General features: G+C 72.7%; 27 protein-coding genes and 1 pseudogene. 11 read left to right on the top strand and 17 right to left on the bottom strand.

The genetic code is table 11. The annotated features are described in order from the left end of the window. Window positions 1–108 precede the first annotated feature (108 nt). Window positions 109–1,329 (top strand): cytochrome P450, encoded by a 1,221-nt coding sequence (locus tag OG753_RS02045; protein ID WP_405786848.1) that lies wholly within the window; start codon window positions 109–111, stop codon window positions 1,327–1,329. 42 nt (window positions 1,330–1,371) lie between these two features. Here the strand turns inward: OG753_RS02045 and OG753_RS02050 are convergent, their stop codons facing one another. Then, window positions 1,372–2,052, bottom strand: a complete 681-nt coding sequence (locus OG753_RS02050) for a M15 family metallopeptidase (RefSeq protein WP_405786849.1) — start codon at window positions 2,050–2,052, stop codon at window positions 1,372–1,374. After that, on the bottom strand, window positions 2,049–3,383 hold the full coding sequence (locus OG753_RS02055) for a PP2C family protein-serine/threonine phosphatase (RefSeq protein ID WP_405786850.1): 1,335 nt from the start codon (window positions 3,381–3,383) through the stop codon (window positions 2,049–2,051). The genes OG753_RS02050 and OG753_RS02055 overlap by 4 nt, the downstream gene beginning before the upstream one ends. Before the next feature lie 62 nt (window positions 3,384–3,445). Between OG753_RS02055 and OG753_RS02060 the strand changes: the two are divergent. The 6 genes and pseudogenes from OG753_RS02060 to OG753_RS02085 all read left to right on the top strand — a co-directional run. Further along, window positions 3,446–3,643, top strand: a pseudogene (locus tag OG753_RS02060) (cytidine deaminase); the annotation flags it as partial. A 129-nt stretch (window positions 3,644–3,772) separates the two neighbouring features. After that, window positions 3,773–4,705 (top strand): hydroxymethylbilane synthase, encoded by a 933-nt coding sequence (gene hemC, locus OG753_RS02065; RefSeq protein ID WP_405786852.1) that lies wholly within the window; start codon window positions 3,773–3,775, stop codon window positions 4,703–4,705. A 316-nt stretch (window positions 4,706–5,021) separates the two neighbouring features. Then, window positions 5,022–6,092 (top strand): helix-turn-helix domain-containing protein, encoded by a 1,071-nt coding sequence (locus OG753_RS02070; protein ID WP_405786853.1) that lies wholly within the window; start codon window positions 5,022–5,024, stop codon window positions 6,090–6,092. A 195-nt stretch (window positions 6,093–6,287) separates the two neighbouring features. Beyond that, the gene (locus OG753_RS02075) at window positions 6,288–6,659 is read left to right on the top strand and encodes a DUF805 domain-containing protein (protein WP_327260349.1); all 372 of its coding nucleotides are present in this window, start codon (window positions 6,288–6,290) and stop codon (window positions 6,657–6,659) included. A gap of 98 nt (window positions 6,660–6,757) precedes the next feature. Continuing rightward, the gene (locus OG753_RS02080) at window positions 6,758–7,213 is read left to right on the top strand and encodes a hypothetical protein (RefSeq protein WP_405786857.1); all 456 of its coding nucleotides are present in this window, start codon (window positions 6,758–6,760) and stop codon (window positions 7,211–7,213) included. A gap of 63 nt (window positions 7,214–7,276) precedes the next feature. Continuing rightward, window positions 7,277–7,786, top strand: coding sequence for a hypothetical protein (locus OG753_RS02085; RefSeq protein WP_405786858.1), 510 nt, complete (start codon window positions 7,277–7,279; stop codon window positions 7,784–7,786). Here the strand turns inward: OG753_RS02085 and OG753_RS02090 are convergent. The 5 genes from OG753_RS02090 to OG753_RS02110 all read right to left on the bottom strand — a co-directional run bounded on the left by OG753_RS02090 (window position 7,752) and on the right by OG753_RS02110 (window position 10,903). Then, on the bottom strand, window positions 7,752–8,006 hold the full coding sequence (locus OG753_RS02090) for a hypothetical protein (protein ID WP_405786860.1): 255 nt from the start codon (window positions 8,004–8,006) through the stop codon (window positions 7,752–7,754). The genes OG753_RS02085 and OG753_RS02090 overlap by 35 nt on opposite strands. A 37-nt stretch (window positions 8,007–8,043) precedes the next feature. Next, on the bottom strand, window positions 8,044–8,961 hold the full coding sequence (locus OG753_RS02095) for an SDR family oxidoreductase (RefSeq protein ID WP_405786862.1): 918 nt from the start codon (window positions 8,959–8,961) through the stop codon (window positions 8,044–8,046). Beyond that, entirely contained in the window at window positions 8,958–9,584 is a 627-nt protein-coding gene (locus OG753_RS02100; protein WP_405786864.1) for a TetR/AcrR family transcriptional regulator, read from the bottom strand. The genes OG753_RS02095 and OG753_RS02100 overlap by 4 nt, the downstream gene beginning before the upstream one ends. Then, window positions 9,548–10,042, bottom strand: coding sequence for an alpha/beta fold hydrolase (locus OG753_RS02105; RefSeq protein ID WP_405786865.1), 495 nt, complete (start codon window positions 10,040–10,042; stop codon window positions 9,548–9,550). The genes OG753_RS02100 and OG753_RS02105 overlap by 37 nt, the downstream gene beginning before the upstream one ends. 72 nt (window positions 10,043–10,114) lie before the next feature. Beyond that, the gene (locus tag OG753_RS02110) at window positions 10,115–10,903 is read right to left on the bottom strand and encodes an SDR family NAD(P)-dependent oxidoreductase (protein ID WP_405792500.1); all 789 of its coding nucleotides are present in this window, start codon (window positions 10,901–10,903) and stop codon (window positions 10,115–10,117) included. 190 nt (window positions 10,904–11,093) lie between these two features. Between OG753_RS02110 and OG753_RS02115 the strand changes: the two genes are divergently transcribed. Together OG753_RS02115 and OG753_RS02120 are read left to right on the top strand one after the other, a co-directional pair. Next, a complete protein-coding gene (locus OG753_RS02115; protein WP_327260355.1) occupies window positions 11,094–11,657 on the top strand; it encodes a hypothetical protein in 564 nt (187 codons plus the stop codon). 127 nt (window positions 11,658–11,784) lie between these two features. Further along, entirely contained in the window at window positions 11,785–12,102 is a 318-nt protein-coding gene (locus OG753_RS02120; RefSeq protein WP_327260356.1) for a hypothetical protein, read from the top strand. A 93-nt stretch (window positions 12,103–12,195) separates the two neighbouring features. Here OG753_RS02120 and OG753_RS02125 read toward each other — a convergent pair whose 3' ends face one another. The 6 genes from OG753_RS02125 to OG753_RS02150 form a co-directional block, all read right to left on the bottom strand. Beyond that, a complete protein-coding gene (locus OG753_RS02125) occupies window positions 12,196–12,564 on the bottom strand; it encodes a hypothetical protein (protein WP_405786866.1) in 369 nt (122 codons plus the stop codon). A 59-nt stretch (window positions 12,565–12,623) separates the two neighbouring features. After that, entirely contained in the window at window positions 12,624–14,114 is a 1,491-nt protein-coding gene (gene rox / locus OG753_RS02130) for a rifampin monooxygenase (protein ID WP_405786867.1), read from the bottom strand. 300 nt (window positions 14,115–14,414) lie between these two features. Next, entirely contained in the window at window positions 14,415–15,185 is a 771-nt protein-coding gene (locus OG753_RS02135) for a hypothetical protein (protein WP_405786868.1), read from the bottom strand. Between the two features lie 157 nt (window positions 15,186–15,342). Then, window positions 15,343–16,914 (bottom strand): S8 family peptidase, encoded by a 1,572-nt coding sequence (locus tag OG753_RS02140; RefSeq protein WP_405786869.1) that lies wholly within the window; start codon window positions 16,912–16,914, stop codon window positions 15,343–15,345. Between the two features lie 872 nt (window positions 16,915–17,786). Then, complete coding sequence (locus tag OG753_RS02145; protein WP_405786870.1) at window positions 17,787–18,506, bottom strand: RICIN domain-containing protein; 720 nt, start codon at window positions 18,504–18,506, stop codon at window positions 17,787–17,789. Next, complete coding sequence (locus OG753_RS02150; RefSeq protein WP_405786871.1) at window positions 18,503–18,967, bottom strand: hypothetical protein; 465 nt, start codon at window positions 18,965–18,967, stop codon at window positions 18,503–18,505. The genes OG753_RS02145 and OG753_RS02150 overlap by 4 nt, the downstream gene beginning before the upstream one ends. A 156-nt stretch (window positions 18,968–19,123) precedes the next feature. On the opposite strand from OG753_RS02150, the gene OG753_RS02155 reads away from it, so the two are divergent. Then, window positions 19,124–19,972 carry an aldo/keto reductase gene (locus OG753_RS02155; RefSeq protein WP_405786872.1) on the top strand — a complete coding sequence of 283 codons (849 nt, stop codon included), beginning with the start codon at window positions 19,124–19,126 and terminating at the stop codon, window positions 19,970–19,972. Here the strand turns inward: OG753_RS02155 and OG753_RS02160 are convergent. Next, window positions 19,969–20,496, bottom strand: coding sequence for a VOC family protein (locus OG753_RS02160; protein ID WP_405786874.1), 528 nt, complete (start codon window positions 20,494–20,496; stop codon window positions 19,969–19,971). The two genes, OG753_RS02155 and OG753_RS02160, sit on opposite strands and share 4 nt — an antisense overlap. Window positions 20,497–20,732: 236 nt before the next feature. Between OG753_RS02160 and OG753_RS02165 the strand changes: the two genes are divergently transcribed. Then, window positions 20,733–21,458, top strand: coding sequence for an intradiol ring-cleavage dioxygenase (locus tag OG753_RS02165; protein WP_327260365.1), 726 nt, complete (start codon window positions 20,733–20,735; stop codon window positions 21,456–21,458). A 3-nt stretch (window positions 21,459–21,461) separates the two neighbouring features. On the opposite strand, the gene OG753_RS02170 is transcribed toward OG753_RS02165, so the two are convergent. The 3 genes from OG753_RS02170 to OG753_RS02180 are packed head-to-tail and all read right to left on the bottom strand — an operon-like array spanning window position 21,462 to window position 25,003. Further along, window positions 21,462–22,016, bottom strand: coding sequence for a YbaK/EbsC family protein (locus OG753_RS02170; protein ID WP_405786876.1), 555 nt, complete (start codon window positions 22,014–22,016; stop codon window positions 21,462–21,464). Between the two features lie 9 nt (window positions 22,017–22,025). Beyond that, window positions 22,026–22,547: a putative glycolipid-binding domain-containing protein gene (locus OG753_RS02175; RefSeq protein ID WP_405786878.1), complete on the bottom strand. Its 522-nt coding sequence runs from the start codon at window positions 22,545–22,547 to the stop codon at window positions 22,026–22,028. A 32-nt stretch (window positions 22,548–22,579) separates the two neighbouring features. Beyond that, entirely contained in the window at window positions 22,580–25,003 is a 2,424-nt protein-coding gene (locus OG753_RS02180) for a SpoIIE family protein phosphatase (RefSeq protein WP_405786880.1), read from the bottom strand. Between the last annotated feature and the right edge of the window lie 13 nt (window positions 25,004–25,016).

Here is a 25,016-nt window from a genome sequence, read left to right on the forward strand (position 1 = left end):
GGAGCGGGAAGCACGAAACAGTAGATATGGCCGGAAAGCGACCTCTGTGCAGGGTCGGGCGGATAGCCTCGCTCTCCACAGCGAGGACGACGTGCTTCGGGAGGCATGATGAGTGAGCAGCCCACCCCCCTGCCCTACGCCGACCCCACCTTCGTCGCGGACCCGTTCCCCCTCTACAGGCAGTTGCGCGAGGACGGCCCCGTGCGCCGCGTCGTCGTCGCGGGCGGCCTCGACGCGTGGCTCGTCACCCGCTACGAGGACGGGCTCGCGGCGCTGTCCGACTCCCGGCTGAGCAGCGACGTACGGGACGCCTCGGACGGCCGGCTGCTGCGGCAACTGCCAGAAACGGAGCGCGAGTCGATGCTGAGCAACATGCTCCGCAGCGACCCGCCCGACCACACCCGCCTGCGCCGCCTGGTCTCCAAGGCGTTCACCGCGCGCCGCGTGGCGGGGATGCGTCCGCGGATCCAGGAGCTCACCGACCGGCTGCTGGACGCGGTCGTCCCGGCCGGACGGGCGGACCTGGTGGCGGACTTCGCGCTGCCGCTCCCGGTGACGGTGATCAGCGAGCTCCTCGGGGTTCCGGTGGACGACCGGCACGACTTCCAGCACTGGGCCGACCGGATGCTCCGGCGGGGCGCGGAGGCGCCGGATCCCGCCGTGGTGAGCGAGGCCTGGGAGCACATGCGCGCCTACCTCGCGCGGCTCATCCACGCCAAACGGGCGCAGCCCGGCGACGATCTGCTCAGCGGCCTCATCACCGCCCGGGACGAGGAACAGCGGCTGAGCGAGGACGAGTTGGTCGCCATGGTGTTCCTGTTGCTGGTCGCGGGCTACATCACGACGGTCAACCTGATCGGCGGGGGCATCGCCATGCTGCTCGCCCATCCCGGCCAGCTCGAGCTGCTGCGGTCCGACCCCGGACTGCTGCCGGGGGCGATCGAGGAGTTCCTGCGTTACGACGGCCCGGTCAGCCCCGGCATCGCGCGGTTCGCGCGCGAGGACGTCGAGATCGCGGGCGTGGCCGTGCCGCGCGGTGCGACCGTACTGATCGGGTCGGCCCTCGCCGACCGCGACCCGGAGCGGTTCCCCGACCCCGACAGCCTGGACATCACCCGGCAGGACAACGCGCACCTCGCGTTCGGTCACGGCATCCACTACTGCCTGGGGGCTCCGCTGGCCCGGCTGGAGGGGCAGATCGCCATCGGTACGGCCCTGCGCCGGCTCCCCGGGCTCGCCCTGGACGTGCCGCCGGAGAAGATCCCCTGGCGTCCGGGCGGGCTGCGGGGCCCGGAGAGCCTGCCGGTGACCTTCGCCCCCGGCGGCTGAGGCCGGCGGCTGCTGAGGCCGGCGGCGCCCGCCGAGGGCGGTTCAGCCGCCCTCCGCGGAGAAGTGCTGGTAGTCCGGGGGGGTCCAGCGGCCGCCCCAGTACCAGCCGGCCTCCCGGAAGGCCCGGGTCACCACGCCGTCCGGGGTGATCATGCCCGGGTCGACACGGCTCCGGTCGAGGTGGGTGCGTCCGTTCGGGGGATGGCTGGTGCCCTGTACGTCGACGTACGGGTTCTCGACCGGGTTGATGTCGATGGCGTCGCCCCAGGCGTGCCGGGACAGACGGCTCGGGTCGCCGGTGACAGGCCGGCAGTTGAAGGCGGAGGTGTTGTCGTCGGCCATGGCCGCGGCGTCGCTGCCTCCGTACGCGGCCGTCACGCGCATGCGGCGGATCGGGAAGCGGGCGTCGAAGGCCTTGGTGAAGACGCGCAGCACCGGCGCGACCACGTCCTCGTGGACCACGAGCTCGCCCCGGTGCACCCGGCCGTCGAAGCCCCAGTGGTTCATCCGTATGAGCCTCAGCCGCTCCGGTGGCACGGGACAGCCCGGGCGGTAGGTGGTTCCCAGTTTGTCCCGGGGAACGGTCGTGACGTGCGCCGACAGCGTCTTCACCGCGGGCTGCGGCGCGATCTGGAAGTGCGACCCGGACTTCGCTGCCGTGCACGACAACGCGGCCGCGCACAGGGTGCCGGTCAGGGCGACACAGGCGAGACGATGGCTCACCGTTCCACCGTAGGCAGGCCGGGCCCCGCGGGCATGCCGGGCATGTCCGGGTCCGGCCCGGCGGCGGTTTCCAGGTCCGGTCCGGCGGCGGCTTCCGGGTCCGCGGGCGGGCGGGCGCGGGCTCGGGCGGCGAGTACGGCGACGTCGTCCTCCGCGTGGGAGGCGTCGAGGCCCTCCACCACGGCGTCCACCACCGCGTCGACCCCGGCCCCCACCGGTGGGCGCACGCCCGCCAGCCGGGCCAGCGAGACGTCGATGTCCTCGCCCCGCCGCTCCACCAGTCCGTCGGTGAACATCAGCAGGGTCTCCTGCGGGCCGATCGCGCGGGTGACTGCCTCGTAGCCGCCGACCCCGGTGCCCAGCGGCGGGCCGACCGGGACGTCGACCAGCGTGGCCGAGCCGTCGGCCCCGAACACGGCCGGCGGCAGGTGCCCGGCGCTGGCGAACATCGCGACGCCGCGCGCGGGGTCGACGCGTACGAGCAGGCAGGTCGCCGGTCTGCGGGCCGCGTCGCCCGCGGCCAGGGCGTCGAGCTGGCGCAGCACGCGGTGCGGGGCGAGGTCCGTCGAGGCCACGTCCCGCAGGGTGGAGCGGTACGCGTTCATGTCCACCGCCGCGTCGAGCCCGTGGCCCATCACGTCGCCGACCACGAGCAGGGTGCGGCCGTAGTGGAGGCGGACCGTCTCGAACCAGTCGCCTCCCACCACTGCCCGGGGGCCGGCGGGCAGGTAGCGGCTGGCCACCTCGAGGTTGGGGTGCGGCCGTCCCGGTTCCGCCACGAGCGCCCGCTGGAGGTGCGAGACCGTGTCCTCGGTGGCGGCCAGCCGCCGTGCGTGCCCGAGGTGCACCGCCGCCAGCCGGGCCGCGAAGCGGACGGTCGCCGCCTCGTGGTCGCTGAACTCCGTCCGGGCCCGTACGGCGGTCAGCACGCCGTGGAAGCCGTGGCCCCGGTCCGCGTCCTCACGGTCCCGGTCCGGCACGGGGACCGTGAGGACGTGGACCGGAATGCCGTCGGCGACCGTCGCCCGCGCGGAGAGCCCGTGTCCGCGGTCCGTCGCCCGTAGCGAGGACGTCGCGGCGGTTCCCGCCGCCAGCAGCCCGACGGCTCCCGCTGTCGTGACACGGAGGGAACCGCCGTCCTCCGCCAGGAGGTCCACGGCGACCGCGTCGCAGACGTTCCAGAGCAGGAAACCGGCCAGCTCCTCGCAGGTGGTCACCGCGTCCAGGGTCGTACCGATCTGCTCGGCGGCGTCCTCCATCGCCCGGACGCGCGCCGGCAGCCCCTCGTGCCCGCCGAGGGGCCCGGTGGACTTCCCGTCACGCTGCGGCAAACGGACCTCCTCGCCACGGATCGCCGAAGACCACACCGCCTCATCCAGTCGACCATGAACTCATCCGGGCCGCGACGGCCGGATCGCCACCAGGGTAAGCAGCCGGCGCCTGCCCTTCACAGGTGGGACCCCGGCGCCGGTCTGGTCCGCATCGGCGGCGGCCGCCGGCCTGGCGAGGCCATGGGGCGGACACGATCGTCGCCGTGGGTGACCGCGAGCGGGGAGCGGTCCCGCCGTGCGGACGGTGCCGGCAGCTGCTTCGCCGTGACGGCTGCCGCGACGGCGCGTCTCGAACAACCTGCCGATGCATCAACTTCCTTACCCTTCAAAGGTGATGGCCTCGCGCGCCTGATTCTCACCGTCGGCGCCCGGGGGCGTATCGTGCCCGCATGCCCGCTGATCTGATTCGCATCGTCTCCCGCGATTCGCCGATGGCCCTCGCCCAGGTGGAGCGCGTGCGCGCCGAACTCGCCGCGCTCCACCCGGGGATCGAGACCACCGTCCTGCCGGTGAAGACCACCGGCGACAAGTGGATGGGAGACCTCTCACTGGTCGAGGGCAAGGGCGCCTTCACCAAGGAGGTCGACGCCGCGATCCTCGCCGGGGAGGCCGACCTCGCCGTGCACTGCGTCAAGGACATTCCGGCCGACCGTCCGCTGCCCGCCGGGACCGCCTTCGCCGCCTTTCTCGAGCGCGACGACATCCGCGACGCCCTGATCCACCCGGCCGGGCTCAGCCTCGCAGAGCTCCCGCCCGGCACCCGCATCGGGACCTCGTCGGTGCGCCGGGTCGCCCAACTCGCCGCCGCGTATCCGCACCTGGAGTGCGTGCCGATGCGCGGCAACGCCAACCGGCGTCTGGAGAAGCTCGCCGCCGGCGAGGCGGACGCCCTCCTCCTCGCCGTTGCCGGCCTCCACCGCATCGGCCGCGCGGACGTCATCACACAGGTCCTCCCGGTCGACACGCTCATGCCGCCCATCGGTGCCGGGGTCCTCGCGCTCCAGTGCAGGGAGGACGACACCGCGCTCATCGACACCGTCAGCGCCCTCGGCCACCCCGACACGCACCGCGAGACGCTCGCCGAGCGGATGCTCCTCCATGTCCTCCAAGGCCACTGCAACAGCCCGATCGCGGGGTACGCACGGGCTGAACGCGGAGGGGATCTCTCCCTGCGCGCCTGCGTGTTCTCACCGGACGGCAAGGAGGTCCTGAACGCCCACGAGTGGGCGGGCCGCCTCGACCCGGCCACCCTCGGCACGTCCGTCGCCGTCGCCCTCCTCCGGCAGGGTGCCCGGGAGCTCATCGACAGCATTCCGCACTGACCCCACCCACCCATCCGCGGTCCGCGACCGCGCCGGACTCGCGCCTCGGATCGCGCTGCCCAGACCCCCGTCCGAGGCAGTGCGTTCGGCGCGGTCCGGCGCGACCGCCGGTGCGGTGCGTCCGATGGGCTGGCCGACCCCGCACCGCGAGAACGATCACCACGCTAGGGCCGCGCAAACCGCTTGCCCCGGGGCCGCTCACGCCAGCCGGGGGACCGTGCGCGCCACGGGGGGACCCGGCACGCCGAGTTGGGGACATCCGGCGCCAAAATACATGGATGACCTGGTATTTCGGGCTGGTCTATGCTCAACCCCTGTGATCTCGCAAGCACACCGGGGGACCACGTCCTCCGCCCTCACCCGTCTGAGCGTCAACGCGGCGCAGCGGTTCGGCATACCCGCGCACGGATACGCGCACCTGCTGGGCCTGGCGCCCGAGCACCTGAACGACGATCTGTGCCGGACCCCCGCGGCCACGGGCATCCGCATCGCGGAACTGACGACCGTCCACGCCTCCTGGACCGATCTGTCCGCGCTGCTGACAGACCAGTCGGGCATCGGCGCCCTGGGCGTGTGGGACTACCTGGTCACCTCCGCGCCCACTCCGCTCGAGGGAATCCGGGACGCCGCCGCCCATCTCGCCATCGTCGCCGACCCCGGCACGGACACGATGCGGATCACCGAGGACGGCGAGCAGGTCGTCATCAGCCACGTCAACGAGGCCGATCTCACCTACGAGGCCGCCTGCGCCATCCGTGCCTACGCGCTCGGCCTGTACCAACGGCGCCTGAGCGAAGCCGCGCAGCGCCGCCTCGTTCCCCTCCGCGTCACGCTCGCCGCCAAGGCTCCCCGCCGGCACGACGCCCTGCTCGAGCTCTACGGCACCCGCGCCATCGACTTCGAGGCCCCGGCCACCACCGTCACCTTCCTCGCCTCCGACCTGACCGCGCCGACACCGCACACGCAGCCGGGCCTGTCGGCCGTGCTCCGAAGACATGCCGAGCAGAGCCTCGCCGCCGCCATTCCCCTGCACAACTGGCTGGACCTCTTCCGCACGGCACTGGCCTCCTTGTACGACGAGACCGTTCCGACGCTGGCCGCGGTGGCACGCCGCATGGCCGTCAGCACGAGAACCCTCCAGCGCCGGCTCGACGAGCACGACACCACGTGGAGCACAGAGGTGGAGGGCGCACGACGGGACCACATCACACACCTGCTCCACGGCACCGATCTCAGCATCGACGCGATCGCCACGCGCAGCGGCTACGCCGACGCGCGCGCTCTGCGCAGAGCGGTCCAGCGCTGGTACGGCACCACGCCCGCCGCCCTGCGCAGGACGGGCCGGCTGCCGAACGATCCGCCCGTCCCCGGTGCTCCGCCGAGGTGACTCGGTACGGTCGCACGCTTCCCCCGCTCGCGGCGGGCCCACGGAGCCCGGACCTGCCCGGACCTCTTCGTGTCGACCTGCGTCATCACGGCCGCGGAGGGCTCCGCGCGGCGTTTGACGCGGACATGCAGGACCGTCTACGTTCCGACACCTGGCCGGCTCCGCTCGAGACAAGGCCCCCTCTCCACCGATCCCTTGGGGGAACCCGTGCACTACTACACCGATGTCCTCAAGAAGTACGCGGTCTTCAGTGGCCGGGCCACACGACGTGAATACTGGATGTTCACGCTGATCGACACCGTGTTCCTGATCGCCCTGATCCTCCTGGACTCGTACCTCGGCACCACCGTCCCCGAGTCGGTCTACGCCCTCGCCGTTCTTCTGCCCACCATCGGGGTGTCCGTCCGCCGTCTGCACGACACGGGCCGCTCCGGTTGGTGGATCGTCGTCGCTCTCGTCCCGCTCATAGGGGCCTTCTGGCTCCTGTGGGTCATGACGATCCCCAGCTCCACGGACGAGTCCTATGGCCCCTACCCCGGCACCGCCGACCCGCTGCCGGCGCACTGACGCGGCCGCGACGGCTGCCGCGGGGCTCGGGACATCTGCGCCGGCCGACGGCGCCCGCCCGGTGCCGATACCGATGCCGATGCGGCATCATCTGGATCATGACGCACCCCTCCCTGCCGACCACCGAGTCGGCCGTCGCCGCGATACGAGCCATCGCCGAGGAGTACCGGCTGGCCATGAACGTCACCGACGACATCGGCGCCGACCAGACGTCGCGGCGGACCTCCGCGGCCCTGTTCACCGTCCTCGACCCGGACGGATCGCTGCCCCACGAGGCATTCGTCGAGCTGGGCGGGAGCCCGGCCGTCACCGTGCGGCTCTTCCCCGAGGACGATGCGAACATCACCGTGGACGGGGTGGAGTTCCACGACGTCCCCCGGGACGCCGTCCCCGCCTTCCTCAGGTCCGTACACAGCGGGCTGGCCTTCGTGAAGGGGCGCTTCTTCCCGCCGGGCCACTGGCTCTCGGTCCCCCTGCCCGGCGACGAGACGTACCGCGAACTCATCCCGGGCGTCGCGCTCAGTCCCTGGCTCTCCGGCCGCGTCCGCAGCTAGCGCGTGTCCCGCGGCCCCGGGACCGGTTCCTTCCGTGCGCCGCTCCGTGCCACCCTGCTGGGCATGGATGCTTCCGACACGACCGTCATGGCCCACGAAGTGCACCACCGGTGGCGCGCCCGGGAGGCACCCGACGGGGACTTCATCATGTTCTCCGACGGTTCCCTGTCGGTGATGGACCTGCTACGCCTCTCCCCACCCGATCGCCTCGACGACGTACGGGCCGAGCGATGGCAGTGGAACGAGCTGCTGCGGGCGACCGAGTGGAGTGCCTCCAACTGGGTGGAGGTCGCCACCGTGCTCTGCTCGCACGCTCATGCCGGAAGCCGCGCCCTGGCGGGAGAGTCGGCTGATCACGGAAGCATCGGCTGGGTCGCCCTGACCCGGGACGATGACGAGGGCACCCTGGAATGGATCGCCACCTCCAACTGGTCGAACCCGTTCTCCGAGGTCACCTTGGATGAGACCACCGTGACCGCCGTCAGCACCGCGGGCCGTATCTGGACCTTCCCCCGGAACGCACCTCAACAGGTCAGGATCACCGAGGATCCCGCCCACCCGTGGCGTGGCTGACGCCGGTACCGGCCGGTCTGCCGAGGCGGGACGCGATGCGGAACCGCATCTCGCCCGCAGCCCTGCGGACCTCCTCCGGCAGCGCGTCGTGGTCGAGCAGGCCGAGGAGGACCATCAAGGCCCTGGCCTCGTCCCCGCTGATCAGCTTCAACCGCGGCTCCGTCACACCGTCGAGCAGCACGTCCAGTACGTCCAGCACGTCATCCATTACGTCATCCATGCCGTCATCAACACCCGACGCCCCTGCGGGGTCACTCTCAGAGCGGATCCCCGAGGGGGCCGTAATCCTCCTCGAGGTTCCTGGCCCAGTGCGCGGCGAAGTCCGGCCGGCTGCCGTCGGCGTCCGTGAATCCGTATTCCTTGTGGAGATCCCAGGTGGCCAGCGCCCGGCCCGTCCTGGCGATGACGTCCGGGTCGGCCGCCAGGGCCACGACCGCCCGGCCCAGGTAGGCGGGGGTCTCGGAGTGGGCGAAGTTCGGGTCCTCGGCCGCGCCGTCCCGCCAATTGGCCTCGGTGACGCCGAAGTGCTCCAACAGCGCCTCCGAGCGCAGGAACCCCGGTGTGAGGGAGACGGCCGCGACGCCGTGCGGCTTGAGCTCGGCGGCCTGTGCGACGGCGAGGCGGATGACCGCCGATTTCGCCAGGTCGTAGAAGAACGAACCGCGGTAGCGGGCGGTGTTGCCGTCCGTGACCTCCACGACCAGGCCGCGCTTGCGGGCGACCATCAGCGGCAGCGCGTACCGGCTGGTGATCACGTGGGTTTCCACCGCCTGCCGCAGGAGGCGCAGGCCCTGGTCCAGGTCCTGCTCCCACAGCGGGTGTTCCCAGTCGGTGAGCGGGTCGCCGCCCCAGACGGAGTTGACGAGGACGTCGAGCCGGCCGTCCTGCTCGGCCGAGATCCGCGCCACCAGGGCCCGGACCTCCTCCGGGCGGCTGTGGTCGGTGCGGACCGCGATGCCCAGGCCTCCGGCGGCGGTGATCCTCTCGGCCGTCTCCTCGATGGTCTCGGGGCGGTCGAGGTCGGAGCGCCGGGTTCCGCTGCTGCGGCCGGTCACGTAGACCGTCGCGCCGGCGGCTCCGAGCTCGACGGCGATTCCCCGTCCGCCGCCCCGGGTACCGCCCGCGACGAGCGCCACCGCGCCGGCCAGTTGCCGTGTCCTCTGCGTCTTTGTCATGTCGTCTCCAGGTCGTCCGACGGGTTCGGAGGGAAGGCGGTGGCGTGCGGGGCCAGCACGGCGTCGAGTCCGTGGCGGACGCGCTCGACGAGGGTGCCCCGGCGGTCGAGCGCCCAGACGAGACCCGCGCCCGAGGTGACGGCCTGCACGGTTGCCGTGAGCGTCTCGACGTCCGTCGCGGCCTTGAGCTCTCCGGAGGACACGGCTTCCGCCAACAGCGTCCCGATTGCCCGGTGCTGGGCCCGGTGCACGGCCAGGGCCCGCTCGTGGAGCTCCGGGTCCGTCAGGTCCATGCACAGGAACGCCAGATGGTTGGCGAAGGTCTCCGGCGTGACCATCGGAGCCATCCACTGCGCGATCAGCGCGGTCAGGGCCCCCAGCGCCGCGTCCTGTCCCCCGCGCACCCGGCTCGGTAGCGCGTCCACGTCCCGTACGGACTGATCTGCGAGCGCCAGCATCAGGCCCCGCTTGGAGCCGAACCGCTGCACGAGCGTGCCGGGCACCAGACCGACCTGGCGGGCCACCGCCGCCAGCGTGAGCCCGGAAGGACCCACCTGCCCCATCACCTCGGCCGCCGCGCGCAGGATCACCAGGTCTTCCACCCCGCGGGGACGTCCGGCCACAGCCACTCCTCATTAATAAATGCTTGTTCATTTATTAAAGCAGCCGACCCGTCCCGACGTGAAGCCGGTTCCCGGCCGTACGCGGGGCCCTTACGGGTCAGGCTGCGGGCCTGCGCCTGCTGGGTACGCACCACTGCGATGGTGAGCCCATCGTTCGCCAGGTCGCGACGCGCCTTCTCGGGCAGCCCCTTGCCGAGCGGGGCGTACACGTGGCGGAGCAGCCCGAGGCGCGCGAGCAGCAGGTTGACCGCGATGACCACGCGCTCCGCACGGCGGAACAGCGGACGGAAGAGCAGATCGGCGCCCTCGTCGATGGGGTCCACCAGCACCAGGCCGCGGATCCGGTCCCGGCGCCCGGCCGCGACGAGGCGGACGAGCGGACCGCCCGCACTGTGGCCGACCAGCACGAACGGTCCGGGCCCGAAGCGGTCCAGCAGGTCCTCCAGGTCGTCCGCCATGCGGCGCATCGTCCGGGAGCCGGGATCGGCGGGGCTCAGGCCGAGTCCGGACCCGCCTTGCGCGGCGGGCTACTACGGAAGGATGGAGTCCACGTAGCCCCCGTCCACCCGCAGCGCTCCGCCCGTGGTGGCCGAGGCGTACGGCGACGCCAGATAGACCACCATGTGGGCGATCTCCTCCGGTTCGATCAACCGCTGGATCAGCGACTGGGGACGGTGCGCGCGCATGAATGCCCGCTGCGCCTCGTCCCAGGGCAGGTCCCGGTCGACCAGTTCGTAGACGAAGTCCTCGATCCCGCCGGTGTGCGTCGGTCCGGCGATGACCGAGTTCACGGTCACGCCGGTGCCGGCCGCCTCCTTGGCGAAGCCCCGGGACACCGCGAGCAGGGCGGTCTTGGACATGCCGTAGTGGATCATCTCCGCGGGGATGACCACCGCCGAGTCGCTGGCGATGTTCTGGACGCGGCCCCAGGAACGCTCCACCATGCCGGGGAGGTACTGCCGTGTCGTCCGGACCGCGGTGAGCACGTTCGTCTCGAAGTACCGCCGCCATTCCTCGTCCTCGATCTCCAGCGCCGGTGCGGCTCCGAAGATTCCGAGGTTGTTGACGAGGATGTCGACGTGCGGGACCGCGTCGAAGACCGCCCGCGCCCCTTCGTCCGTCGTGATGTCGCCGGGCGCCGCAATGAACTCACCCCCCGCGGCGCCGAGCGGCCCGAGCGCCGCCTCCACCGATTCCCGGCTTCGGCCGTTGACCGCGACCCGGGCGCCCGCGCCCGCCAGCGCGGCCGCGATGGCCGCGCCGATGCCCTGCGTGGAGCCGGTGACCAGTGCTGTCCTGCCGGAGAGGTCGATCAGCACGCCGATACCTGCCTCGTCTGCCGCCGCGCGGCCCGTCGGGTCCGTTGTCCTGGTCACCGGTTCCCCGTGACAGCGGTTTCCTCACCCGGAACCCAGGATGTGGAACGCGTCGGACGGCCGGCGCACCCGGACGGCGCGCTGCCCGCCCGCCTCCGGGGCGCAGCCATCGGCCGGCCCTACGGTGGACGGCATGGCCCCTGACGAGACGCCCCCGGCCGGGTCCCCCGGCGGCGCCGCCCCCGGACCGGCCGCCGAGCAGGCCTTCGATCGCGATCCTCGGTTCGCCGCAGCGCAGCTGAAGGAGCGTCTGTACGCGACCATCACCATGATCTCGGTGGTGATCGGGCTCGCGGGCTCCGATCACACCAGCGCCGGGGGAGCCGCCGCGACCGTACTGACCACCGCGGTGGGCCTCTGGCTGGCCGCGCTGGTCGCGGACCAGCAGGCCCACCGCGTGGTCCACGGCCGCCTGGCCACCGGCCGCGAGCTGCGCCGCATGCTGTCCGTAAGCAGCCCTCTGCTGCTGTCCGCCGCGGGACCGCTGGCCCTGATCGGTGCGGCGGCGCTGGGAGCGATGGCGGTGGACACGGCTCTCCTGGTGTCGGCCGGGGTGAGCGTCGCCGGGCTGTTCACCTGGGGCTGGTACGGCGGCATCCGTATGGGCGGCGGCACCGGCCTGGCGCTCCTGGCGGGCGCCCTGGACGCGGCCATCGGCACCGCGGTCGCGCTGGTGAAGGCGGCAGCCGGACACTGACCCGATCCTGTGGGTGCCCCCGCCGCCGGCCCTCCCGTACGGCCGACCGGGGCGCGGGGACGCGCGAACCCGGGACGCGCCGTAGCGTGGAAGCATCAGATCACTCCGCGGTGAGGGGCGATGCGCCATGACCTGGGCTTCGTGGACGACGACAGGAGTCTTCGCCGGACGTGGCGGAGTACGCACCGAGGAGGCGGGGGTCCTCAATGGAGACCTGACCGTGCACACCACCTGGTCGGCTCCGGAGGCCCATGTGGCCGTGCAGTACAGCGGCGGCTCGGACTGGTTCACCGTGGCCGGCAGTCCGGTGCGCTGCGAGTCCGAGGAGGGCAGCCGCCTCCTGCACCAGGCCGTGGTGGACGCCGTACGCGCCGGTGGGGCTGCCTCGGTCCCTCACGACCTGCCGGCTGAGGCCCACCGGTTCCCGCGCGCCCCGGCACCCTGACTGATCGCTTCGCCTCGGCGAGCCGGACCGCGTCGGCGTCGGCGTCGGTCGGGGAGCGCGGCCGGCCGGCGGTGTCGTGCACGGGGCGTGGGGTCAGGCGAGCTCGATCGTGACGATGCCGTGCACGACGAAAGCCGCCACGGCGCCCACCAGCAGCGTGAGGCGGGCGGCCGAGAGCCACAGCGCGAAGCGCCTCGAGCGATCGGACCGGGCGCGTGGGTGCAGGGTCGCCGTCACGGCCAGGGACGAGATCAGCAGGAGGGCGGTCGCGAAGATGGCGAGGGCCGTGGGTGACGTGGGCCCCGTGGCGGGACCGTAGTCCTCCGTGAGCCCGGGCAGCAGGAGGCCCGCGGCGCACAGCCCGAAGGACACCACGAGGGTGGCCAGGGAGTCGCAGGCGAGGACGACGGCCCGGCCGACGGACGGCCGGCTGACCGGACGCGGCCTCTGGTTCACCACCATGTGTCTCTCCGGGGAACGTCGGGTGGTGCGGGGTGGCCCTCCACCCCGCACCCCGCACTCTACGAACCGTCAGTGCCGGTCGCCGCGGCGGGTTCAGGCGCTGCAGCGGCTGCGCCTGCGCCTGCGCCTGTGGCGGCACCGAACCACTGGGGCAACCGGCCGAGCAGTTCCTGCTGATCGTCACCGGCCCACGCCACGTGGCCGTCCGGCCGCAGCAGGACCGCGGGCACGTCCAGTTCCTCGCTGACGTCGACGACGTGGTCGACGCGGTCCGCCCAGCCCGCCACCGAAAGCCGGCCCGTCTGGTCGAGCAGCAGACCGCGGCCGCCGCGCATCAACGCGTAGAGGCGTCCCTGCTTCAACGCCACGTCCCGCATCCGGCGGCCGAGCAGTTCGTGGCCCTCACCGAAGTCGTATCGGACCGCGATGGCGGTGATCTTCTCGATCAGGTACCGGTTCACCTCCTCGAAGTCCAGCAGCTCGGACATCAGCCGGCGCAGCGCCCGCGGGCCGGGCTCCGTCGACATCAGCTCCATCTGGGCACGGGTGTTGTCCAGCACGTCGGCGGCCACCGGGTGCCGTTCGGCGTGGTAGCTGTCCAGCAGCCCCTCGGGGGCCCAGCCGCGCACGTGGGCGGCCAGTTTCCAGCCGAGGTTGAACGCGTCCTGAATGCCGAGGTTGAGGCCCTGCCCGCCGGTCGGCGGATGGATGTGCGCCGCGTCACCCGCCAGCAGCACCCGGCCGACCCGGTAGCGCTCGGCCAGGCGGGTTGCATCGCCGAAGCGGGACAGCCTGCGCGGTGAGTGCACGCCGAAGTCGGTGCCGGCGAACTTGCGCAGCTGCTGCTTGAAGTCGTCGAGGGTCGGCGGGACCGTGCGGTCCTCGGCCACGCCCTCGGCGGGCACGACGACGCGGTACACCCCGTCCCCGAGGGAGCCCGCACCGAACCGCTTCTGGGTCCTGCGGACCTCGTCCACCACGGCGGCCAGCGTCTGCGGGTCCGCGGTCAGCTCCATCTCTCCCAGGAGCGTCTCGACCCTGGAGGGCTCGCCGGGGAAGGCGACGCCGAGCAGCTTGCGCACCCTGCTGCGGCCTCCGTCGCAGCCGACGAGGTGGCGCGAGCGCAGCCGCGTACCGTCGGCCAGCTCGACGCTCACCCCGTCCTCGTCCTGGCTCACCCCGACCAGTTCGCAGCCGCGCCTGATCTCGGCGCCGAGCCCGGTGGCGTGCTCGGACAGCAGGCGGTCGGTGATGGTCTGCGGGATGCCGAGGACGTACGAATGGGCCGTGTCCAGCCGGTCGGGCCACGAGGTGCCGAGGCCGGCGAAGAAGCCTCCGACCCGGTACTGCCGGCCGTGTTCCAGGAACCGGTCCAGCAGACCTCGCTGGGCCATCACCTCGATGCTGCGCACGTGCAGGCCGAGCGCACGGACGTGCTGCGTCGGTTCCGCTTCCTTCTCCAGCACGAGGACGTGGACACCGTGCAGGCGCAATTCGCCGGCCAGCATCAAGCCGGTCGGTCCACCGCCGGCAATGATCACGTCAATCATCGGAATCCCCCATTCGGCAGCCTGCGTTGTGCCGGCCGGTCCCGGCAGGTGCCGGCTTGGACGGGAGAGTCTGCAGCACACCGGGGGCCTTGCCGCAAGGCCCCCGGTCCGCTATATCTTGAGAGTGGCAAGGGGTGGTTCACCTCCTTGCCTCTTCTTTTTGTCAGCCAGGAGATCCGCTCGCGTCGGGCACGCTCAGTACGTGCCACTGGCGCACGGAGCGGCTGCTGCGCAGATAGAGGTGCCGGCCCCGGCCGACGGGGCGGGCGTATCGGTGCACGGGATCGCCGTTCGGCCAGCTCAACTCGCCCCGCCCCACGATCGTCGCGCCGTCGTCGGTCTGCCGCAGGAGGTGGAGCGCGCGCCGGTGCGTGTGGGCCGCCCCCGGCTCGCAGCCCCGAGCAGGAGCAGACGGTCGTCCCGTACGGCGAGACCGCACGGGTCGGACACGGGCAGCATCCGGAAGCGGAAGGGCTCGCCGGGCCGTATCTCGACGAGCGACCGTCCGGGCCGGTAGGCGGCCCGCACGACCGAGTCAGTGACGTTCATGGCACTGATCCCGGCAAACAGGTGGTGGGGTTCCGGGGGCCGGAAGTCCCACAGCTGGTTTCCCCTGTCGTTCCATCGGATCAGGCCGCCCGCGCTGACGGGGTCCCCGAAGACGCCTTCGTCGGCGTAGCCGGTCCAGAGGTGGGACCGGCCGTCCGCCAGCAGGTCCAGCAGATGGGAACCGAGGGCGAACCGGCGCCGGGGACGGCCGTCCGGTCCGAAGACCTGGCCGTTGCGTTCGCCCGGTCTGCCGGAGCCGGCCACGACGAACCCGTCCCGGGGAAGGGCGTCGATGCGGGCCGGGGCCCCGGTCACCCCGTGCAGGGGCCGCTCCAGGATCCGGCTCCCGTCGCCGATCACGACGAGAGCCTCGTAGGGCACGCCCAGGAGTTCGGGAACGCGGGCGTCGTGGCAGATCAACCAGAGGGCCCTCCCCCACGCGTCGACCGTGGAGGCCAGGACCTTCCGTTCGTCGTACTGCCGAGGCAACAGTGCGTGGGGACGCAGTGCCGCCTTCGTCAAGAACATCACCTCGCGGGCGAAGGAACAGAGCTCCCCATGGTCACACAGTCCGCCGCGTCACCCCTTGCAGAACGGAGCGGGGGCGACCGCCCTGTGGTCGCCCCCGCCTGTTCATCGCGGCTCAGAAGTCACGCGCGTCCCGCACCGTTCCGGACGGTCAGAACTGCAGCGCCCAGGAGTCGATCTTGCCGGTGTCGATGTTCGCGTTGTCGTTGACCCGGAGCTTCCACACTCCGTTGGCGACCTCGGAGGAGGCGTTCACGGTGAAGCTCTTGATGATGTTGTCCGCGCTGCCGCCGGTACGGTTGTGCAGGGTGTAGACGGTGCCGTCGGGCGCGACCAGGTCGACCTTGAGGTCACCGATGTACGTGTGCTTGATGTCGACCGCGACGCTCAGCGCCGCCGGGGCGTTGCCGGTGACACCGCTGACGGTGACGGGCGACTCGACGGTGGAGTTGTCGTTGATCGCGTAGTCCGCGGCGTTCTCGAAGCGCTTGCCGGGCGGAACGGTCCCGCCGTCACCGACGTTGAGCAGCAGGTTCGGGGATCCTGTGCCGGGGCCGGTCACCACGTTCGGGGTCGCTGCCGCCACCAGGGCGTCGCGGACCTGGGCCGGGGTGCTCGAGGTGTTCTGCGAGAGGTACAGCGCCGCCGCGCCGACCACGTGCGGGGTGGCCATCGAGGTGCCGGAGATGGTGTTGGTGGCGGTGTCGCCGGTGCCCCAGGAGGAGGTGATGGAGGATCCCGGCGCGAAGATGTCCAGCACGGTGCCGTAGTTGGAGTAGCTCGCCTTGGCGTCGGTGTTCGTGGTGGCGCCGACCGTGATGGCCTCGGCCACGCGCGCCGGGGACTTCGTCGAGGCGTTCGTGGATTCGTTGCCCGCGGCGACGCCGTAGGTGATGCCGGAGGCTATGGAGTTGCGGACGGCCGTGTCGAGCGCGGAGTCCGCGCCGCCGCCGAGCGACATGTTGGCGACGGCCGGCTTGACGGCGTTGCGGGTCACCCAGTCGATGCCCGCGACGACCTGGGCGGTCGTGCCGGAGCCGTTGTTGTCGAGGACGCGGACGCCGACGATCTTGGCCTTCTTGGCCACGCCGTAGGCGCCGCCCGCGACGGTGCCGGCGACGTGCGTGCCGTGGCCGTGGCCGTCCTGGGCGGTGTTGTCGTTGTCGATGGCGTCGTAGCCGTAGGAGGCGCGGCTGCCGAAGTCCTGGTGGGTGATGCGGACGCCGGTGTCGATGATGTAGGCGGTGACGCCCTCGCCGGCCTTGTCCGGGTAGGTGTAGCTCTGGTTCAGCGGCAGCGCACGCTGGTCGATGCGGTCCAGGCCCCAGGACGGCGGGTTGGGCTGGGTGGCGTCGACGGTGAAGACACGGTTCTGCACGACCGACTTGACCGCCGGGTCGGCGGCGAGCTTCCTGGCCTGCGCCTCGGAGACCTGTACGGAGTAGCCGTTGAGGGCCGCGCTGTAGGTCTTGTCGATCTTCGCGCCGTACCGCTTCGCGACGGCCTTGCCGCTGTCGGCGGTGGACCGGGCTGCGGAGTCTTCGAGGGTCACGATGTAGCTGCCGGAGATGGTCCCGGCGGCGCCGGCGTTCTCGATCACGCCCTGCGCGCCGCTGTCGGCCGCGGAGGCGGGTAACGCGGCGGCCGCGCCGAGCGCGAGGGCCACGACGGCGGTCGCGCTGATGCCGGCGATCTTCCGGCGGGTGTGACGCATCACGGACATGTGGGGGGTCCTCCTCATAGGTGGTGCACTGCGGGGATGAGGCAGAGCCTGATGGCCATGTTCATGACAACGCGTCCAACAGGCTGCCGCCCCCGAAAGGTTGACCCACCCCCCGCTCACCCACAAGAGGTCAACGGACGCGTAACATCCTTGCCATGCCCCGGCCATGAATCAGCAAAGACGCCCCGCACATGACGCGGGCACGGCCGCGGCGGACCCCCTGGCGCCGGTGTGCCCGCCGCCGCGAGGACGGCTCCTGGGTACGACGGGGTTCACGGCGGCCCGAAGGACCTCGATTTCACGCCGGACCCGACTCGGCACCGCATCCGGCCGCCTGGTCGGACTCCTTGCAGTGCTACGGGTCCGTGCCGCGGCTGCCTGGAACGTTCTCGGCGCCCCCGGCGGAGGGGCATGCTCCAACGGGTCCGCCGGTGCGGCGGGTTCACGCCAAGCCGGACCTCCCGGGCCGGCCCTGTCGTTTCGCGGACCGGTAAGCGCAGTCTCCTGCGCAACCACCCCCGAGGCCGGATCCGGAGCGGCTCGTGGCGGGCGGCACCGCAGCGGGGTGACATCCGTGGAGGCACATCGGGCGCGGGCCGGGCCGAGTTGTGAAATTTTCGTGCACGGGCCGGTCCCCGGCCCGGCGCAGGCTCCTGGGGGTGCTGCGGGCACCCGTCCCCCTAGGTCGTCTCTTTCGGATCTTGCTCCCCCAGCTACCGCTGGGAGGTGCCCCCAGGCCCGCGTCGCCCGGCACCGCACCTCGCCGCGTTGTCGGAGCACCGCAGTACGTCCAGTACAACGGCGCTCCTCCGCCTTGCGATGCACGGCACCGGACGACGCGGGCCCGACCGACAAGATCCGAAAGAGACGACCTAAGGCGCGAGGTGCCACCACTGGTCGTCGTACTGCTCGCCGCAGGAGATCTGTGCCGCCGGGCGGGCCGGCTCGCGGCCCTGCACCACCAGGCACTTGGCGTTGACCGCGTTGCGGAGCACGAAGTACTCGGCCCGCTCGCCCGTCCCCCACATCAGTTCCCAGTGCTGGTTGTCCCCGCGCCGGCCGGTGCACGCGTGCTGGCGGGCGGGCGAGTGGTTCTCGTTGCCCGCCACGGCCAGGCATCGGCCGCTGTCTGCGTTGCGCAGGGTGCGGGTGGTGCCGCCGTCCTCCTGCAGTGCGAGCGTCCAGGTCCGGTCGGCGGCCCCGGTGCACGTGTCCTGCACCGGCACCAGGCCGTCCCCGGGCCCGGGCACCCGTAGGCACAGCCCGCTGCCGCGGTTGACCAGCCGCCCGGTGAGCGCCGACGGATCCGGCCCGGCCGTGCCCGGGGTGGTGCCCGGGGGCGTGGCCGAACTCGTGCCCGGCGTCGTGGCCGTGCTCCCGGCGGGCGGGGCGACCGACTCGGTGCCCCGGTCACCGCCCACCCGGACGGCGATCACGGTCGCCACGCACACCAGCGCGACCGCGCAGGCAGACAGGATGCCGACGCGGTGCTCGTGGACGTTGACCTGCAGGTTTCCGCTGCCGCGCTGCACCCCGGCCGCACCGTGGAAGGCGTCCCCACGGCGGTCGTCATCGGGCCCGGACCCGGTCACGGGCGGGAGTCGAACCGGTTCACCTGGACGTTGCCGTCCCCGGACTGGACCGCCGCCGGACCGAGGAAGACGTTCCGCGCGACTCCCCCGGCGGCCGGGCGCACCGCATCCCCGGCCTCGGCGAGCAGGGCCCGGAGTTCCGCCGCGACCGCGGCCCGTTCGGCCGGTTCCAGCTGCTCCAGCAGGTCCTCGGTACGGGTTCGCCAAGCCGCGCCGTGTCTCGCCCGCTCCTCGCCCCCGTCGCCCACCGGGCCGCCGGGGTCCTGTTCCGTTTCTGCCGCCGACAGTTCGGCCGCGGTCCGGTCCAGTCGCTCCAGCTGGACGGTCTCCTGCTGCCGGTCCCCTCGGCCGAGCAGCCGGGCCAGCCGGTTCCGCAGAGCCAGCCAGGCGTCCGTACCGGCCGCCTGTACGACGCCCGATCCGACCGAAGCCGCCAGCGCGACCATCGCCTCGTCCAGCATGGGTCCCCCTTCGCCCTTCGCCCTCCCCCGGGCGCGGCCTCCACGGTAGCCCCGCCCGCCGCAGCCGCGACAGCCGTACGGGCTGCAGAACCGGCCGATTTGGGGAACGGCTACGGAGACCGGGCCGGGTATCGTCGCGCCGACGAGGGGAATCTGATGACTTCACATACGCCTGCCGTGGCCCGGACCCTTTCCATCGGCGGTGAATACCCGGTGCCCCGGCTCGGGTTCGGTGCCATGCGGCTGCCGACCGGCTCGGGAGCCGAGAGGGACGGCGCGATCGCGGTGGCCCGCCGCGCCGTCGAGCTGGGGGTCGGCCTGATCGACACCGCGCACCTCTACGGATGGGGAGCCAACGAAGAGCTCCTCGCCGAGGCCCTCCACCCCTATCCGGACGACCTGCTGATCACCACCAAGGTCGGGGTCGTCCGGAGCGACGGCCCCGAGGGCTGGGCCTACGACGCCCGGCCGGACAGCCTGCGCGAGCAGGTAGAGCACGGACTGCGCCGGCTCCGTACGGAACGGATCGGCCTGCTCCAACTGCACCGGATCGACCCGAAGGTGCCCGTGGCGGAGCAGGTGGGTACGCTCCGTGAACTCCAGCAGGAGGGCAAGATCGGGCACATCGGGTTGTCCGAGGTCAGCGCCTCAGAGCTCGCCGAGGCCCGGCGGACCGCGGAGATCGCGAGCGTGCAGAACCGGTACAACCTGCTGGACCGGGAGTACGAGCCCGTCCTGGAGGCGTGCGAGGCCGCCGGGATCGCCTTCCTTCCGTGGCGCCCCGTCGCCGCCGCCACGCCCGGCCGGGCCGGGGAACTCGATGCCGTCGCCTCCGAACTCGGTGCCACGACTTCCCAGCTCCTGCTCGCCTGGCTGCTCGCCCGCTCCCCGGTCGTGGTGCCGATTCCCGGTACGGCCTCGCTCGCCCACCTCGAGGAGAACGTCGCCGCGGCGGACCTCCGGTTGAGCCCCGCGCAGCGTCGGAGCCTCGACGGCCTGGCTTAGGGGGTGCCGGGGCGCTGCGGGGTGCTGGCGAATCCCGTTGGCCGGCCGCTGAGTTCGGCGTCGAGGGTCTGCTGGGCCGTGCGCATCGATGCGGCGTACTTGGGCTCCGCCATGCGCCGCCAGGCCTCGTCCGGTGCGACCTCCTCGACCCGGCTCGTCACCCACCAGATGTTGCCGAACGGGTCCCTCACCCGGCCCCCGCGGTCTCCCCACGCGCTGTCGACGGCCTCGGTGACCACCCGGGCCCCATGAGCGACGGCAGCGGCCATGGCGGCGTCCGCGTCGGGCACGTAGACCCGCAGCATGGTGGGCATCACCGGCCAGTCGGGCCGCCGGTCGAAGGCCAGTACGACCGTGTCGCCGACGCGGATCTCGCCGTGGCCGATGCTGCCGTCCTCGACCTCCACCCTGGCGATCTCCTCGCCGTCGAAGGCGGCGGTGATGAAGTCGAGCAGGGCGCCGGTGTCGTCGGTGACGACCCACGGTGCGACGCTCGTGTAGCCCTCGGGGGCAAAGCGGTCCATCGGCTTCGTCCTCTCCTGTCGCTCCTGATGACGTGACGTGACATCACCACCGTAGGCAGGAACGACGTCAGGTCCTGTCCTCGTTCGGATGCGGATCCACGACGTGTCGCCGGAGTGCCGTCCGCCCGCCCCGGTGTGTCGGTGGTGGCCGGGACGCCTTCCGTCCGGCACGGTGGGCGCGGTCGGTGGCCGTCGCGTCCCGTGCGGCGGTCGTGAAGCGCGCGGGAGAGGTTCGCATGACCGAGAACGGCAGTTCCCCGACCAGCCGACGCGCCCTGCTGCTGGCCGCCGGATCGGCCGGGGTCGCGGCACTGACGGCGGCCTGTTCCGGCGCGGCAGGGACGCGAGGGGCGGCCGGGCAGCCGTCCGCGCCCTCGTCGCGCGCCGCGTCTGCGCCTGCGTCGCCGTCGCCCGGCGCCAGCGCTCCCGCCTGCGTCCTCGCCGTGAAGGCGGGGGCCGGACCGTACTACCTCGACCTGGACCGGGTCCGCTCGGACATCACGGAGGGCCGCAAGGGCGTGCCGTTCCGGCTGGACCTCACCGTCGTCCGGGTCTCCGCGGGCTGCCGGCCGGTCGCCGACGCTGCCGTCGACATCTGGCACGCCGACGCCGCCGGCGACTACTCCACCGGCGGGGACACCTTCCTGCGCGGCACCCAGGTCACCGACGGCGCCGGCCGCAGTACGTTCCGCACGATCGTGCCCGGCTGGTACGCGGGGCTGGCGCCGCACATCCACTTCAAGGTGCGTCCCGACAGCCGGACCGAGACGACCTCGCAGTTCTTCTTCCCCGAGGACCTCCTGCTGCAGGCGTACGCGCGCCCGCCGTACTCCGAGCGCCGGGTGCCGAAGCACCCCAACGCCCGCGACAGCCGCTACCGTGCCGCCGGAGCCGCGATGACGCTGCCCCTGGTCCCCGACGGTGCCGGCTACCGCGCCGCGTACACCGTGGGAATCGGCTGAGGGTCAGAGCGCGAGGCCCTCGATGACCTCGGCGCCGGGGAGCTCCGCGAACAGTTTGCCGGGGGCGATGAGCTTGCCGCGGCGGCGGCCGCTGCCCACGAGCACGTACGGCATGTCGGCGACCGCCGCGTCCACCAGCAGCGGCCAGCCGTCCGGCAGACCCAGCGGGGTGATGCCCCCGTACTCCATGCCCGTCCGTTCCACGGCCGTCTCCATCGGCGCGAAGGACACCTTGCGCGCGCCCAGGTGCCGGCGGACTGCTCCGTTGACGTCGATCCGGCCGGCCGAGGGCACGAGGCAGGCGGCGAGGGTGACCTCGCCGCCGCGCTTGGCGGCGACCACCACGCAGTTCGCCGACTGGCCGAGCAGCTCCTGCCCGTAGTGCGCGACGAAGGCGCTCGTGTCGGCGATCTCGGGGTCGGTGTCCACATAGAGGATCTGTTCGGCGGGCACGTGCCCGGCCCGGCCTCCAACGGCTCCGGCCACGGGCGGGACGAGATCCGCCAGGCAGTCGGGAGCCGGCACCGCGTTGTCGAAGGGCCCGATGGGAGCGCGCATGCCCGCACGCTAACACGGCCGGCCCAGCGGCCCGGGAGCCGTCCTTGCGCTCGTCAGCGGGTGAGCGCAATGGCCAGTTCCGGGTAGTCGAGGACCATTCCCCGCTCGTCGAACTCGATGTCGCTGCGGAAGTCGCCGGACGAAAAACGGACACGCGCGCCGCGGCGTCCGGCGCGGGCGTCGTGCGGGTCGTGCGCATCTCGTGGGCCGCGCAGGTCGGCACAGCCCCAGGTCGCAGTCGAGCGCGCCGTCGAGGTCGGGACGGTGCGTACCGTCGACGCTCCAGCGGCCCGCGTCGTTGCGCAGGTCCAGGCTCAGGGTCCGGCCGCCGAGGTCCGCGGTGACCCGGAGCCGGGGCGTCACGAAGTCGTCGCCGGTGTCGAGCCCGTACGTCACCCAGTAGGGCTCGGGCACCAGCCCGACGGCCCGCCCGCGTGCGGTGAGCCGGCGTTCCGTGAGCTCGGCCCAGGCGGTCGCGTACCCCTCGCAGGGGAGGACCTCCCAGGTCCGGACGAGGCGTGTGGTGATCACGCACCAGAGACTAGGCCGTCGCCCCGCCCCACTCAGCCGACCTGGATTCCGATCACGCAGGTGTCGTCGTCCGTGTCGGACCGGCTCTCGGTGAGGAGGCGGTCCAGCCGCTGGTCCAGGTCTCCGGCGCAGGCGGCCGCCGCGTTCACGAGGTGGCCGAGGGAGTCCTGCACCGAGGAGTCCCGCCGCTCCACCAGGCCGTCCGTGAACATCAGGAGGGTGTCCTCCGGTTCGAGGCGCACCTCCCGCTCGGCGTAGGTGACTTCGGGGATCGCACCCAGGAGCAGGCCCTCGATGAGCGGGAAGGCCTCGGCCTCGCCGCCGCGGACGAGTACGGGCGGCAGGTGCCCGGCGCGGGCCCAGCGCATCACCCTGGTGGTGGGGTCGAAGAGTCCGCAGACCGCGGTGGCGGTGACGTGCTTGGCGAGGTGGTGGGTCACCGTGTTGAGCCAGGACAGCAGCTGGGCGGGGCCCGCTCCGGTCACGGCGAGTCCGCGCAGGGCGTTGCGCAGGACGACCATGCCGGTGGCGGCCTCGATGCCGTGCCCGGCGACGTCTCCGACGGACAGCATGATCAGCCCGGAGGGCAGGACCACGGTGTCGTACCAGTCGCCGCCGACGAGCGACTCGGTCTCCGCGGGCCGGTAGCGGACGGCGACGCGCAGCCCGGGGGCCTCGATGGCCGGCGGGGTGGGCGGCATGATGGCGTGCTGGAGCTGCAGGGCGAGGCGGTTGCGCTCGGCGGACTCGGCCTCGCTGTGGGCGAGTTGGTCCCGGGTCGCGGCGAGGGCGACCTCGGTCCAGTGCTGTGCGGAGATGTCCTGGTAGGCGCCGCGGACGGCATGCAGGCGCTGGTCGGCGTCGAGGACGGGCTCGGCGACGACGCGGACGTGGCGGGTGATCCCGTCGGACCTCCGCAGGCGGAGGTTGACGGATGCCGGACGGCGGTAGCGCAGTACGGCCCGCAGGAAGCGGCCCAGGGCGGCGGAGTCGTCGGGGTGGGCGTAGTCGGGCAGTTCCCGCAGGTGTACGGGTGGCGCGGTGGCGGGCAGTCCGTGCAGCGCGTACAGCTGCGCGTTCCAGGTGGTCTCGCCGGTGACGAGGTTCTCCTCGAAGCCTCCGATCCGGCCGAGCCGCTGGGCGTGCTGGAGGAGGTCGGCCAGTCGCGCGGTCTCGTCCTCGACGCGCCAGATCAGCAGGACGGCCGCGCCGTGCCGGCTGACGCTGATGTCCGCGACGGAGGTGAGGGGGATCTGGTCGACCAGCGCGGTCAGGCTCATGCGTTCGGCGCGGAAGGGCTCGCCGGTCGCGTGGACGCGCTCGACGATGTCGAACAGCCCTCTCTCGCCGGCCGCCATCGGGTAGGCCTCCAGCAGCAGCGCGCCGTTCACGTCGCCGCGCTGCCGCCCGGCGGGATCGACGAAGCGGCTGCTGGCGTGGCGGATGCGGAAGTCGGTCAGCCGGCCGTCGGTGTCGAGCACGGGGGTGAGGACCACGGCGGGATCGTGGAGGCCCTCGGAGAGGTCGATCAGCTCGGCGACGTCCGGGAGCACCGCTTCGGGGGTGCCGCGCCCGCCCGGCGGTGCGGCGTCCATGGTGCGGGCGCACAGTTCGGCGAGGGCCTCGACCTGGCGCTCGATCTGCGGGGGCTGCGGCGCGAGCGGCTGCGGCCAGCAGATTTCGAGGACGCCGTGGATCCGGCCGCCGGTCCCGGCGGGTACGGCCATCCGCCCGCCGTCGGGCCACTGGAGGTGGCCGATCGAGGGAAGCCCCTCGCGGCTGAGGCGGGCGAGCGCGACCAGGCGGCGCTCGCGCAGTGCGAGGCGGGCGACGGTGGAGACACCCGGGGGTACGTGGCGCCAGCGCGCGGCCTCCCCGGGCGCGAACCCGGCGTGCCCGGCGAGGGCCAGGGAGCCGTCGGGGGCCGCGCTCCACACGGCGACGGCGACCGCACCCAGGGGGCCCAGGGCGTTCGTGAGGAGGGACTCGGCCACCGCCTGGGTGTCCGCGGCCGCGGCCAGTACCCCGCTCTCGGCGGTGCGCAGCCGTACCGCGACGGCGGTGGACCGCTCGGCCGGTTCCGGTGTGCCGGTGCGCCGGGCGAACTCGGCGGCGACCTCGCTGACGTGGTCGCGGGCCGCCTGGTTGACGATGTCGGCGGCGAGTTCGAGCGGGGGCAGCCCGGTCTCGCGGGACAGCTCGTCGAGCTGCCGGGCCGCCGCGGCGGGGGTGCAGTTCAGCTGCCCGATCAGGATGCCCTTGGCCAGTTCGACCAGGGCCCTGCCGTCGGCGGCGGCGTGTGCCTCCCGCACTTCGCGGCGCAGCCGTTCGACGGTGGCGACCAGGCGTCCGAGCGGTGTGGGGGCCTGGTGCGGAATGGCGTTGCGGCATGGCTCCCCGACCACCGCTCCCGGCGTCCGGGCATCGTCGTGCTGCTGTGTGTCGGGGGTACTCACCGTACTGCCGGCT

The organism is Streptomyces sp. NBC_00029 (assembly GCF_045160505.1).
GTDB lineage: Bacteria > Actinomycetota > Actinomycetes > Streptomycetales > Streptomycetaceae > Streptomyces.